Below are 13,427 nucleotides of genomic sequence, written 5' to 3'. Positions count from 1 at the left end.
TCTGTGGATTATTTTATGCAGACAGCCAATGCCTTGCTGGCAGATGCCTACTTATATACAGCATTATCCATTACGATATCCTGTGCTTTCTGAATAATCATATTCTTAACAATCTTGTCTTTACCATACTTCTCAACAAATGAATCTTTATCAGAATATCCTCTGTCTTTTGCAAACTGAGGAAGCTCCCCTTTGTAATCATAATCTTTAATTGATATATTTTCCTTATCGGCAATCGCCTGTAAAATCATCTCCTGGGCAACAGCCTTTTTAACATAATCATCAAAGCTCATATTAAATGTCTTCTGGCAGTACTCATCAACTGTTATTCCCTGCATCATTGAATAAAACTTAATTGACTGTTCATAATCACTTGTCTTTGTTGCAAGATAATCCTCCGGATAACCTTTGATTGTACATCTTTCCTGAAGCTTTGTAAGAACAGCTTGTTTCTTTGCTTCAGTTACCTTTTCATCAATAGTATCCTGAATCTCATTCTTGATACTCTCTCTGTATTCAGCAACTGTATCATAATTGTAATATTCTTTTGCATAAGTATCTGTAATCATAGGCACATTAGGCTGTGCAACTGTTTTTACTGTAATCTCAAATACAATCTTACGTCCTGCATACTCAGGTGCATCGCTGAAATCTTCTGGAACTGTAAGTGTAACAACCTTGACATCACCGCTCTTTACTCCGTAAAGTTCATCAACAAACCCTTCAACCGTGAATGTATCTTTTCCAAGTACAATAGAGTAATCATTATCACTGAAGCCGGATACCTGCTCACCACCGATTGAGCCCTTAAAATCAATTGTAACTTTATCATCAGCCTGGGCAGCTCTTGTTGTTTCAACATATGTTGTATTACTCTCAAGATCATTCTGTATTCTTGTATTAATAAGATTGTTCTCTATTGCATCAGTATCAACGCTTACCTCTATGCCCTTATATTCTCCAAGCGTAACATAATCTTCCGCATTATAATCATAATTAACTTTAATCTTTGTATTACATGCTGTCATGGAAACCATCATAGCTGCTGACAGCAAACCAATACTTATCTTCTTTAAAATATTCTTTTTCATATTCACTCATCCCACACTTTCATAATCGTGAAAGGTCTCTTCAATCAGAAACCAATCTAGTAGATAATAACATATCTTTCAACATATGAACAGTGTATATATCATTTTTCACATTTATTTCACAAACTTAAAAGAGGCCCGCTTCAACGATATATAACCGTTAAAGCGACAGCCCCTTCAACTTATAACTTAATATATAATTAAGCAACCTTAGACTTTGCTAACTCAGCAAGCTTTGCAAATCCTTCTGCATCATTTACAGCCATCTCTGACAATACTTTTCTGTTAAGGTCAACATTAGCAAGCTTTAAACCATACATAAATTTGCTGTATGATAAACCATTGATTCTTGCAGCAGCATTGATTCTTGCAATCCATAACTGTCTGAACTGTCTCTTCTTCTGCTTTCTGCCCTTATAAGACTCTGTGAGAGCTCTCATAACAGACTGCTTAGCTACTCTATACTGCTTTGATCTTGCACCTCTATAACCTTTAGCGAGCTTTAAAACTCTGTTGTGCTTTTTCTTTGCGTTCATTCCGCCTTTAATTCTTGCCATTTTATATTCCTCCTTCTATACCGTTTATCTGATTAGAGATAAGGCATAATCTTCTTCATTGTCTTAACATTAGTTGCATCAGTCATTGCTGCGTGTCTTAAATTTCTCTTTCTCTTTGTTGTCTTCTTTGTAAGAATGTGGCTCTTATAAGCTTTCATTCTCTTTAACTTACCTGTACCAGTTACTTTAAAACGCTTTGCAGCGGCTCTTTTTGTTTTTACCTTTGGCATAATAAACCTCCTGAATTTTTAACATGTAGTATTTATATTTTAACGTTTTTCAGTTAAAAACATCATCATGCTCCTGCCTTCCATCTTAGGAGCCTTTTCAACAACGGCTATATCACTCAGCTTCTCAGCGAAATCTGTAAGAATGTGTTTGCTGCTCTCTACATGAGCCATCTCACGTCCTCTGAATCTCAATGTAACTTTTACTTTGTTACCCTTCTCAAGGAACTTTCTTGCAGCGTTGCTCTTTGTATTAAGATCATTGACATCAATATTTGGAGAAAGTCTTACTTCCTTCGTCTCTATTGTCTTCTGTTTCTTCTTAGCTTCTTTCTCTTTTCTGATTAATTCGTACTTATATTTGCCATAATCAATCAGCTTACATACAGGTGGCGTTGCAGATGGTGCAATCTTAACAAGATCAACATCAGCCTCTCTTGCAAGTTTCATGGCATCCTTTGCTGACATAATTCCAAGCTGTTCTCCGTCAGCTCCGATTAATCGGATTTCTTTGTCCCTGATTTGTTCGTTAATCATTAAATCGCTAATAACAGTGCACCTCCATAAAAAAAGTGGATAGCAGCAGCCATCCACATACATCACAAAATAAAGACCTGTTATAAGTCATATATTCATAAAGTATAAACCCGAGTCGCCCTTGCGCTAAGGTGAGAGTGGACACTCTGCTTCATTAAAATTCACATCTTTTGTATCTTATCACCATTTGACAGATGTGTCAATAGGATAAATGAAAATATTTTTAATTTACACATTCGCCTATATAGTGATATTATATATATGAATATAAAATATTGCAAGCATTTTTATGTTATAAAACAAGGAGGATTTTATGCGTCAATATCTAATTTCAACCGACACAACAGCGGATCTTACTGATGATTTCGTCCGCGAAAATTCTATCGACATACATACTCTTTTTTATGCTTTCGGTGAGCAGCTCTACGGACCCGGAAACGAAATGCCAGTAAAAGAATTCTATACACGCATGCGTAACGGAGAAATGCCTACTACAATGGCATGTAATCCCGAAGACGTTGCAAAAATTTTCAAAAAAAGAGTTGCGGAAGGCTATGACATCCTTCATATTGCTTTTTCTTCAGCACTCTCCAGCAGCTACAACAACTGCTGCATAGCTGCCAGAGAAGTAATGGAAGAATATCCCGAATCAAAAATTATTGTAATTGATTCTCTTGCTGCTTCAATGGGAGAAGGGCTTACTGTATATCGTGCTATCCAGTTAAAAAACGAAGGAAAATCCATTGACGAAACAGCGGATTACATTAATGCACACCGCCGCAATTTTGTTCATTTCTTCACAGTTGATGACCTTCATCACCTCTACCGTGGAGGACGTGTTTCAAAGACAACAGCTATTGTAGGCAGTCTTGCCGGTATCAAACCTATTCTTCATGTAAATGATGCAGGTCAGCTTATACCTGTAGGCAAGGTCAGAGGAAGAAAAAAATCTCTTCTCACACTTGTATCAAAAATCGATGAACTCATGGGTTCATATAAAGACGAGACAGATGCAATTTTTATCGGTCATGGCGACTGCCTTGAGGATGCAGAATTTGTAGCATCTAAAATAAGGGAAAAATACAATCACAAAATTGTAATAAACACAATCTGCCCGACTATCGGAGCACACTCAGGTCCGGGAACACTTGCCTTGTTCTTCATGGGTGAATCAAGGATTTAATTCCGCAATACCTGAAAGTGCAACATATTTTCCGGAAATCTGGTACCATGTTGCAAAATCAACAACACCAGTCTGAGGCATATCAAATATTTTCTGGAATTTTCTTACTGCTTCCGCCGTTTGCTCGCCGTATATTCCATCCGGCTCAACCGGCGGAATTGCATTATAAAATTCACCAATAAGATTAAGCTGCTCCTGAAGCTGGCGGACTTTTTGTCCTGAAGAACCAATGTCAAGATTGTATCCCGGCCATGATGCAGGAATCCCGCTTATCTCCTCAGCCGTGTTAATATACATTGAATCACCATAATAATATTTTAATATATCTATAGCACTATAATTCTGGTCTCCAAGATATTTGCTTCCCCACTGGCTCATCCAGTCCGGACAGCTCACTCTCTTCCCATCACAATACTGAGTAAGAATCGGCTGTTTTACATTTGGTCTTGAAAGATACTGGTTAAATATGTCATCAACAATATCCGATATGCTTGTAAATATATTTCTTCCGTAAATCCATTTATGGTCAAATGCCGTAGATGAAGTGATTGTAAATTCATATCCTTTATTTCTGTAAAACTCTGTATACACCCTGTTTAATGTAAACGACATAATTGCAAGCACGTTAGCTTTTATCGTTTCAACCGGCCACGTTGAATATATCTCACTGCTTGCCACATTCTTAATATAATCAGAGTATCTCACATAATAATCTGAAGCTGTCGGGTCAGCTGGCACACCATCGTGGACAACAACTGTTTCAGGAACAACAACTTTACTAAGCACAATCTCACCGCTCGTATTTACAGGCTGTATCTCATTTTCAGGTATCTTTGGAGGATACGTTCCAAAAAGAGTATTTGCCGGAATCACAACTACATCTGACGCGGCATCGCTTTCCGTCTGTCCTCCGAGTGATGCCTGCTGTGTACTGCTTTCTCCCGAAAAAATTTCAGAACCCGATATAAGCATATCAACATATCCTGATGCGGTAATTTTTACATTATACTCTGAATATGGCTGTGAATCCTGTGGCTCCATGCTATATTCAACCGGAGGTGCAGGAAGTGCTATTGTCGGTGTAAGTCCACTGTCATCAGTAACCAGTTCCTCAATAATACTGTCCGGCCGGCCTGTATATGAAATTTCCACTCTCGCATTCATAACAGGTCTTTTTGTCCGTCTATCAATTACATTTACTTTGAGATTACCTCTGTCAACCGCATTTTCCGGTCTTTCAAATGTATGCACATAATTAATATTCATAATATTTTCCCATTTATTTTTTATCATTCTATGCTTATTTTTGTCCTACAATGAATCATTTAATCCGATTTGAATATAATAATGTGAATATTGTTTTGTAATAAAAGGGGAAACCATGTCTGATATAACTATTGCACTTGATGCAGGCCACGGTGGAAGTGATCCCGGTGCCACCTATAACGGACGTGCTGAAAAAGATGATACACTCCGCCTTACCCGGGCTGTCGGAAAGATACTTGAAATGAATGGCATTAATGTATATTATGTGCGGGACAATGATGAATATGAAACTCCATTTAAAAAAGCAACCGATGCCAATAATTCAGGTGCCGACTATTTTATTTCAATACACCGCAATTCATCCGAAAAAAACAACCAGTATAGCGGCATTGAATCTCTTGTATACAAAGATTCCGGAATACGCCACACTCTTGCAAAAAATATCAACAAAGAACTTGCCGATGCCGGTTTTGAAGACCTCGGAATAACAGAACGTCCTAATCTCGTTGTCTTAAAAAGGACCCAGATGCCTGCCGTTCTTGTAGAGGTTGGATTTATCAATAGCGATACAGACAATAAGATTTTTGATGAAAATTTCAATGAAATTGCAAGGGCAATTGCCGACGGCATTCTTGAAACAGTCTATTCACAAACTACAAAAACGGATGCCCCCGGCACCGGCTCTTCTCCTGACATTCCGGCAAATTACAGTATGCCTGCAAGTCCCGGTATTTCTGAGAATCCCGGCATGCCCGCATGCCGTTGTGACGAAGAGGGAACAAAACTTTACAGAATCCAGACAGGTGCTTACCGCAACAAAGAAAATGCCGACAGAATGCTTGATTCTCTTTTAATAGAAGGTTTCCCTGCATTCATTATATCCGATGACGGTTATTATAAAGTACAGGTCGGTGCTTTTCTTTACCTTACAAATGCAATAAAAATGGAACAGCGTTTACGGCGTTTCCGATATAATACCTATATCGTATATGACTGAAAAACACGCCATCGGGTTAATTTCCCGGTGGCGTGTCTGCTGCATCATCAAATTTTATATCAGCCGATACGGTAAAATCATACTCTGTTCCGTCATAATCAAAATCAAGCTGGTAATTATCAATTTTTATTCTTTTGAGATTATCTTTTTCACCAATATGGATATCGGCCTGTGCATATGTAAACCGTGCAAGCTGTCTGTCCGTATATCTTTTTAATTTTTCACGGCTAACAACTCCGTATGCCGAAAACATTCCCATATAAACTGACGTATCACTGTTGTCATACAACGCATCTATCGTGCCGGATGCCGCCTTTTTAAGATTTGCCTTTTCAAGTAAAACACTGTATACAGATACATGCGAGCCATTCAGCTCATAACCTTCACCAGGCTTATTTTCATACTTCATACTGTCCGCAAGTGATGCATAATTCTCATAAATGCTGTCCAATGCGGTATTTATAGACTTTGAATACTTTTCAAAATCATATTTTTTAATAAATTCCGGCTTTAATAACTCTGAACTTTCAACCTTGTAAATCTTTCCTTTTTCCTGCGTTGTCTCATAATACAGAATTCCATTATAAAAATAAAAATCTATTCCTGTATTTTCATACACACCTTTATTGTCTGAAACATATACTGTTCCACTTATCTTTTTTCTTATAAGGCTTTCAACAGACTGCTTATCTATATAATCCCTTATAATATCCGCAGCCTCTTTTCCCTCATTTTTCAATGCAGCCGCCGCATCTGGATTGTTTTGTTTTTCTTTTAAAAAAGGTGTTGCAAAATAAGTTCCGGCATAAACTGCCGAAATAAGCAGTGAAAGTGCTGCCAATATAAATATTATTTTTCTGTTTTTATTACTTTTTCTTTTCATACTTCACAAACTCATATACAATATCAAAATACGTTTTTTCTTCACTGTTTGCCGTTATGTGCCACTCACTGTTTTTATCAAGATTTTCAAGATATGTGTCGGCATCATACTTATAATCAATCTTTGTTATATGTGCCACATCGCAGTATGGGAGAAATTCTTTATAGATTTCACCACCGCCTATTACATATATATCATTATCATCATAATCTTTTACTGCATCAAGCACCTCTTCAACACTTGCACAAACAACTGCTCCTTTTGCATCATACGACTTATTTGTCGTAAGCACAATATTTTTTCTGCCATATAAAGGGGATTTTTCTTTAAGGCTTTCAAATGTTTTTCTTCCCATAATGACAACTTTTCCGTTTGTCTCCTGTCTGAAAAGCTGCATATCCTCCGGAATATTTACAAGAAGCCTGTTATTTCTTCCTATTCCCCAGTTTTTATCTACTGCTGCTATAAGTTTCATTTTTCTGCCCCTTTCACTAAAAAATATTATAATTTGTCATATATTTCTTTAGGAACATATGCTTCAACTTCTATTCCGTCCTGCGTATACTCTTCTGAAATAAGTGTACCAAATTCACGTATAAGCTGTATTCTTCCAGCATCCTGATATTTGAAGCATCTGTTAATGTGAATTCTGTTTTCACGAAGAATTTTTCCAAGTTCATCAAGAAATTCATCTATTCCTTCACCTGTTTTTGCTGAAACCCTCATGCTGCATTTTGCACGCATATCCTTTATTGTCTCAGCATTTCCGGCAAGATCTGTTTTATTAAAAAGAGTTATAACCGGCTTATCTCCAACCTGAAGCTCATCAAGTGTCTCATAAACCGCCGCAATCTGCCTGTCCATATCAGGATGAACACTGTCAACAACATGTATTATTATATCTGCATATTTCGCCTCTTCAAGCGTGCTTTTAAACGCCTCAATAAGATTATGCGGAAGTTTTCTTATAAATCCTACTGTATCAGTAAGAAGAACCTTATCCGTGTTAGGAAGCTTTAACACTCTTGTTGTAGGGTCAAGTGTCGCAAAAAGTTTATCTTCAGATAAAACCCCTGCATTGGTAAGTTTATTTAAAAGTGTTGACTTGCCTGCATTTGTATATCCCACAATCGCTGCAACAGGAATTGTTGAATCACTCCTTTTTTGTCTCTGGATTTCCCTGTGATTCTCAATTTCTTTGAGCTGGGCGTTAAGTCTTGATATCCTGTCCCTTATGAGTCGTCTGTCAGTCTCTATCTTCTTCTCTCCGGGACCTCTTGTTCCTATTCCGCCGCCAAGCCTTGAAAGTGTTGTTCCAAGACCTGAAAGTCTTGTCATCCTGTACTTGAGCTGTGCCATCTCAACCTGAATCTTACCCTCGCTGGTGTTCGCTCTTGATGCAAATATATCAAGAATAACCATTGTCCTGTCCATTATTTTAAGATTAAGAACATCTTCAAGATTCCTAAGCTGAGCCGGTGTAAGTTCATCATCACATATAATGCCTGTAGCATCAAGCTCATCAGCCATCAGGCGTACTTCCTCAAGTTTTCCTTTACCTATATAAGTTGCCGGGTGAAAGTATTCTCTCGGCTGTATCAGCCTGCCCACAGTTACGGCTCCTGCTGTCTTTGCAAGCTCTGCAAGCTCATCAAGTGAGCTTTCTGCTTCATCATTATCATCAAGTGCAACTCCTATAAGAAGCACTCTTTCTATCTCTTCATCAGTCTCATAAATCTGAGCCATCATATCCTCCTTGTTTGCGAAGCAAATGCGACTGCCCTTGCAGGAGCAGAGGATTTGTCCTCCTTGTTTTGCAAAGCACATCCACTGCGTTGTTCTTTTGCTGCAATATAGTCACTAAGGTAATTTGCCACTTCTTTTTCAGTACACATTGCCATTACACTTGTCGTAACCTCATCGGCTTCCCTTATGCTCCATGATGCAATGTTTTTTCTTGTCTCAAGCACATTGGATGGAGAAACCGAAAATTCATCAAGCCCAAAACTTAAGAGCAGTGGTATCATACATGGATTTCCTGCCGCCTCTCCACACATTCCGGCTTCTATCCCCACTTTTTTTGCATTTTCAATAATATATTTAATTATTCTTAATACCGACGGATGAAACACAGAGTAAAGATATGCAACATTTTCATTTCCTCTGTCAACTGCCATCGTATACTGTGTCAGATCATTCGTTCCTATCGAAAAGAAATCCACTTCCTTTGCAAGCAAATCTGATATAAGTGCTGCGGCCGGTGTCTCAATCATAATGCCAAGTTTAATATCTTTATCATATGGTATCTTTTGCTTGTCAAGACTTTCTTTTACTTTTTTCAGAAGTGTCTTTACTCTCAGGACTTCTTCAAGCGATGTTACAAGCGGTATCATTATCCTTACTTTGCCAAATGCACTTGCTCTTAATATTGCTCTTAGCTGCGTTGTAAAGACATCAACTCTTCCAAGACAGAATCTTATTGCACGATACCCGAGAAACGGATTAGTTTCTTTTGCAAGTCCCATATACGGAATATTTTTATCGCCGCCTACATCAAGCGTTCTTATCGTAAGTGTTTTTCCTTTTAAAACTATTGCCGCCTTTTTATATGCCTCAAACTGTTTTTCCTCATCCGGCATTGAAACACCATTCATAAACAGGAATTCTGTCCTGAATAGTCCAACACCCTCAGCACCGCTTTTCATACCTTTTACGGCATCATCTTCATTTCCTATATTGGCCGCAAGGCACACCTTATATCCATCAGATGTAACAGTTTCCCTATCAATATATTTTTTTAATTCTTTTACTTTTTTCTGATATTCTTTTTTCTTTTTAGTATATATCTGAACCGTCTTCTCAATAGGTTTTAAGAAAACTTCCCCATATTCGCCATCTACAATAACGCTTTCATTATCGGCAATCTTTGAACATGCATCCTTCACACTTAAAACTGCCGGAATTTCCAGTGCTCTTGCAAGGATAGCCGCATGTGATGTCTCACCGCCTTTTTCCGCAATTATACCCACAACATGTTTCGTATCCATCGCTGCAGTGACAGAAGGATGAAGCTGCTTTGCAACTATTATTGTATCAGGTTCAAGATTTGATAAATCTACTGTGACATTGCCTGACAACATCGATAATATCCTGTGCTTCAGATCTTCTATATCTGCCACACGCTGATTCATAACTTCGCTGTCGAGCGAGGCAAATATATCCGCATAAAGCGAACATGTTCTGTCAACTGCGGCATCTGCACAAAGGTGCTCATTTTCAATAAATCCGATTATCTGCTGGTTCATCTCAATATCTTCTATAAGATAAATCTGATTCTGAAGAACAAGAGACGTCTTATCATTTTTTTTTAACTTTTTCTTTAATTCTTCTATTATATTTTGTGTATCTGCAATAAACTTCTTTTTTACATTTTCATATCTTCTTAATTCAGCCGCCGTGTCACTCACAATCTCAGTCTTCGCCTCTATCTGAGGTTCATCTATTATAAGTGCATGTCCTATTCCTATACCTTTTGAAGTTCCAATACCCCTTATCATACACGTCTCCATTCCGGACATTATGTCTCACTGATTAAATACATATTTTGCCATATTTACAAGTGTCTCACTCGTATCTCTCGAATATATCGTTTCCCTTGCAAGAACCGGGTCATCAGTAATAATATTATCAACGCCTTTATTCGTAAGATTCTTTATCGATGTTGCATTATTAACAGTCCATGCATATACTTGTTTTCCCGAATTATGAATTGCATCTACTATCTGTTTTGAAAGGAATGACGCATTCATACTGAAGAAATCCACATCATCCATACTGTAAAAATCACCATATGCTATAGATAAAATGTAGCCCACCTGTATATCATCCGTAAGTTCTTTTACTCTTTTTAACATATTATAGTCAAATGATGTAATAACGCAATCATTCTGCATATCATATTTTTGTATAAGTTCTGCCACTTTATCAGCCGTATATACCGTATCTCCGCTTTTTAATTCAATATTAAGCCGTGCTTTTCCTTTTACAAATCTTAATACTTCTTCCAGCGAAGGCACTTTTTCGCCTGCAAATTCTTTTCCAAAATATGAGCCTGCATCAAGTTCCCTTATCTGGCTGTAAGTAAGTTCTGAAACCTTTGCATTAACACCGGTTGTTCTGTAAAGGCTGCGGTCATGCATAATAACCGGCACATTATCTGATGTCAGCTGGACATCCAGCTCAATAAAATCTGTCATATTTTCAACTGCAAGTTCAAATGCAGCCATTGTATTCTCCGGTGCTTTTATTGATGAACCCCTGTGTGCCGTGATTTTTGTTTCATGGAATATCGCAATACTCTCAAACGGATTTTTGTTAAACGTCCTGACAACATAAAAACTGTTAAGACCTATTGACATTATAAGTATCAGAAAATATATCATTCTTTGAAGCCTGAAAAACTTTGATTTTATCCTTATAACAACATAATCAATTTCTTTAGGGTCAGAATAATAATAATACATTCTTGATATCATAGTATATGATATTGGTACAGCAAGGTATAAAAGCAGTATTCTTATGCCAATTCTTATATTTTTTAACACTGACAGATATATGGCACTTCCCATATAAGCCATATTAAGAATTTTTACTCCGGCAAACAAAACAGCCGTAATTATTACATAAAACAATATTATAACTGCAAGTATTGCCAGATTATATAATATGAGTGACATTAATGTAGGCAGGAAATGTTTTCTTACTGTTGATGCACTCTGCCTGTATGACGTCCTGAAATTATCACCCTCAAGCACACATATATTAAATGAGTAAACCCCCATTATTACAATTGTATAAACCACTATTACAGCTACAGCCAGCCCAGCCTTTACAATTGCAGGTCCATTAATCACATATATTCTGAAAGCAGTTATTGTTTTTTCTGACAATACAAGGCTGCCAAGCATCGTTACATTAATTGCGAGTATTGAAATAAAATAGAAGAAAATAAGCGGTAGATTCCGGATATTAATAAGCCTTTTCATCCTTTTTAAAGATGTAAATGCTATCTCAAGAACAGATGCTTTACACTGCTGCCGTTTCAATTCAAAGCACGCTGCAAGAAAAGACATCTCATATATACAATAAAATACAAAAATAACAACAGCCGCAAGCATAACTATCCACGAAACAGGATTCTTGAAAATCCGTATTATATACTCATTCGTAAGATACTTTGCTCCGGCTGCTTTCATAACAAGATTTATTATTAAAATTGCAATAGGATAAAATACTGCCGTTGCCGCAAGTTTATATGTAAGTTCAAATACTAAAATGTTTCTTCCACTTCTTCTTAACATCCAGAAGTCATCTTTAATTTTTCTAAACATAAACTGCTCCCAAATTCATAATAATACGGCAGCACATTTTTATGTGTGACACCGGTTATCTTCTTAGAAAACCTTTTAAAACCCCATCATTATTTTCACCTGCAATCTGATGTGCAAACTGCCATGTGAAATCAATAAGATAAGTTATAACAATTATAGTTCCCGCTGCATATGCAACTCTTACATCAAGCATCTTAACCGCACCTTCTACATAACGATTAAAAACACCAAATATAAACAATGCAAGCACGCCCCATGCCAATGTGCTTTCGAGGCACAAAATTCCTTTATAGTTAAAAGGAAGATGTTCATAATTCCACCATACCGAACCAAAAAGTTTTAACATGAGTCTGGCTGTAAGATACTCAAAAATCGTTGCACATACGCATCCTGCAAAATAAAGTGCCACATAATTATGCTCAATCGGAGCAAAAATATTATACGCAATAAATGTGCCAAATCCATATATAACACAGAAAGGCAACCTGGCAAAACCTCTGTTCTCCCATCTTTTGAGCTGGATGCGTATAACAACGCACTCCATTGCCCATCCAAAAAAACTATACGCAAAAAACCATAAAGCAAATTGTCCGAAATTCATTCCGTGAAAAGTATAACCCATAATTTTCCTCATTCAAATATCCATATAAACTGCATATGGTCTTTATATTTTAATATAATATTTTTTCGTTTCTGCCATTTCTGGCGTCAACAATCATTATAATGTATAGTCTTACATACATTACAAATGCAAGCATAAGTGCTCCGGCACATACAAGAAGAAGAATATCCTGAACATGAACCTCCATCTGAGGAAATGCGACAAGTGCAAGCATAACAACATATAAAATTGCAGTACACACTTTGCCGTACCACTTTGCTCCATTAAGTCTCTTTTTCGCAAATTTCATCACAAAAAAACCTGTAACTGCTGATATTACCTCTTTCAAAACAAGAAATATAACCAAAAGGTACATATATTTTACTCTTACAGTAAGTGCAACAAGCATTGCAAGCTGCATAAGCTTATCTGCAAGCGGGTCTATTATTCTTCCCAAATCTGTAATCATATTGCATCTTCTTGCAATCTGTCCATCAAAAAAATCAGTCAGCCCCGACAGCATGACTACAAGTGTTGCAAGATAAAAATCCTGTGGTCTTTCTGCCGTAAAATAAATATGAAGAAAGAGCGGAACCATAAGTATTCTCAAATAACATAATATATTTGGTATTTTAATTAAGTCTCCAAGCTCAAATTTAAATTTCATAACTCATCCTCATAAATCAGACACATGA

At 37.0% G+C, this 13,427-nt stretch carries 14 protein-coding genes; 2 read left to right on the top strand and 12 right to left on the bottom strand.

Annotated elements, in window-relative coordinates; translation table 11 throughout:
* Positions 1-47: 47 nt before the first annotated feature.
* The 4 genes from H8S01_RS05805 to infC all read right to left on the bottom strand — a co-directional run bounded on the left by H8S01_RS05805 (position 48) and on the right by infC (position 2,412).
* Positions 48-1,091: a trigger factor gene (locus H8S01_RS05805; protein ID WP_186836508.1), complete on the bottom strand. Its 1,044-nt coding sequence runs from the start codon at positions 1,089-1,091 to the stop codon at positions 48-50.
* Between the two features lie 200 nt (positions 1,092-1,291).
* Positions 1,292-1,648: a 50S ribosomal protein L20 gene (gene rplT, locus H8S01_RS05800; protein WP_021867235.1), complete on the bottom strand. Its 357-nt coding sequence runs from the start codon at positions 1,646-1,648 to the stop codon at positions 1,292-1,294.
* A gap of 32 nt (positions 1,649-1,680) precedes the next feature.
* Positions 1,681-1,878 (bottom strand): 50S ribosomal protein L35, encoded by a 198-nt coding sequence (gene rpmI / locus H8S01_RS05795; RefSeq protein WP_021867234.1) that lies wholly within the window; start codon positions 1,876-1,878, stop codon positions 1,681-1,683.
* A 39-nt stretch (positions 1,879-1,917) separates the two neighbouring features.
* Complete coding sequence (gene infC / locus H8S01_RS05790) at positions 1,918-2,412, bottom strand: translation initiation factor IF-3 (protein WP_186836507.1); 495 nt, start codon at positions 2,410-2,412, stop codon at positions 1,918-1,920.
* Positions 2,413-2,725: 313 nt separating this feature from the next.
* On the opposite strand from infC, the gene H8S01_RS05785 reads away from it, so the two are divergent.
* Positions 2,726-3,595 carry a DegV family protein gene (locus H8S01_RS05785; protein WP_021867232.1) on the top strand — a complete coding sequence of 290 codons (870 nt, stop codon included), beginning with the start codon at positions 2,726-2,728 and terminating at the stop codon, positions 3,593-3,595.
* On the opposite strand, the gene H8S01_RS05780 is transcribed toward H8S01_RS05785, so the two are convergent.
* The gene (locus tag H8S01_RS05780; protein ID WP_186836506.1) at positions 3,584-4,861 is read right to left on the bottom strand and encodes a peptidoglycan-binding domain-containing protein; all 1,278 of its coding nucleotides are present in this window, start codon (positions 4,859-4,861) and stop codon (positions 3,584-3,586) included. The genes H8S01_RS05785 and H8S01_RS05780 overlap by 12 nt on opposite strands.
* A gap of 115 nt (positions 4,862-4,976) precedes the next feature.
* Here H8S01_RS05780 and H8S01_RS05775 point away from each other — a divergent pair, with 115 nt between their 5' ends.
* Positions 4,977-5,858, top strand: a complete 882-nt coding sequence (locus tag H8S01_RS05775) for an N-acetylmuramoyl-L-alanine amidase (RefSeq protein WP_186836505.1) — start codon at positions 4,977-4,979, stop codon at positions 5,856-5,858.
* Positions 5,859-5,874: 16 nt separating this feature from the next.
* On the opposite strand, the gene H8S01_RS05770 is transcribed toward H8S01_RS05775, so the two are convergent.
* The 7 genes from H8S01_RS05770 to H8S01_RS05740 are packed head-to-tail and all read right to left on the bottom strand — an operon-like array spanning position 5,875 to position 13,399.
* On the bottom strand, positions 5,875-6,741 hold the full coding sequence (locus H8S01_RS05770) for a hypothetical protein (protein ID WP_186836504.1): 867 nt from the start codon (positions 6,739-6,741) through the stop codon (positions 5,875-5,877).
* Positions 6,725-7,216: a dihydrofolate reductase gene (locus tag H8S01_RS05765; protein WP_021867228.1), complete on the bottom strand. Its 492-nt coding sequence runs from the start codon at positions 7,214-7,216 to the stop codon at positions 6,725-6,727. Before H8S01_RS05765 ends, H8S01_RS05770 begins: the two co-directional genes overlap by 17 nt.
* Before the next feature lie 26 nt (positions 7,217-7,242).
* A complete protein-coding gene (gene hflX / locus H8S01_RS05760; protein WP_186836503.1) occupies positions 7,243-8,487 on the bottom strand; it encodes a GTPase HflX in 1,245 nt (414 codons plus the stop codon).
* Positions 8,487-10,298 carry a phosphoenolpyruvate--protein phosphotransferase gene (gene ptsP / locus H8S01_RS05755; protein WP_186836502.1) on the bottom strand — a complete coding sequence of 604 codons (1,812 nt, stop codon included), beginning with the start codon at positions 10,296-10,298 and terminating at the stop codon, positions 8,487-8,489. Before ptsP ends, hflX begins: the two co-directional genes overlap by 1 nt.
* A 27-nt stretch (positions 10,299-10,325) precedes the next feature.
* Positions 10,326-12,131, bottom strand: coding sequence for a glycerophosphodiester phosphodiesterase family protein (locus H8S01_RS05750; protein WP_186836501.1), 1,806 nt, complete (start codon positions 12,129-12,131; stop codon positions 10,326-10,328).
* 55 nt (positions 12,132-12,186) lie between these two features.
* Positions 12,187-12,753 (bottom strand): putative ABC transporter permease, encoded by a 567-nt coding sequence (locus tag H8S01_RS05745; protein WP_243204224.1) that lies wholly within the window; start codon positions 12,751-12,753, stop codon positions 12,187-12,189.
* A gap of 49 nt (positions 12,754-12,802) precedes the next feature.
* On the bottom strand, positions 12,803-13,399 hold the full coding sequence (locus H8S01_RS05740; protein ID WP_021867223.1) for a CDP-alcohol phosphatidyltransferase family protein: 597 nt from the start codon (positions 13,397-13,399) through the stop codon (positions 12,803-12,805).
* Positions 13,400-13,427 lie beyond the last annotated feature (28 nt).

The organism is Lachnospira hominis (ex Liu et al. 2021) (genome assembly GCF_014287955.1).
GTDB lineage: Bacteria > Bacillota > Clostridia > Lachnospirales > Lachnospiraceae > Lachnospira > Lachnospira hominis.
Note: the sequence above shows the minus strand (reverse complement) of the source record. Positions and strands in the feature narration are given on the sequence as shown.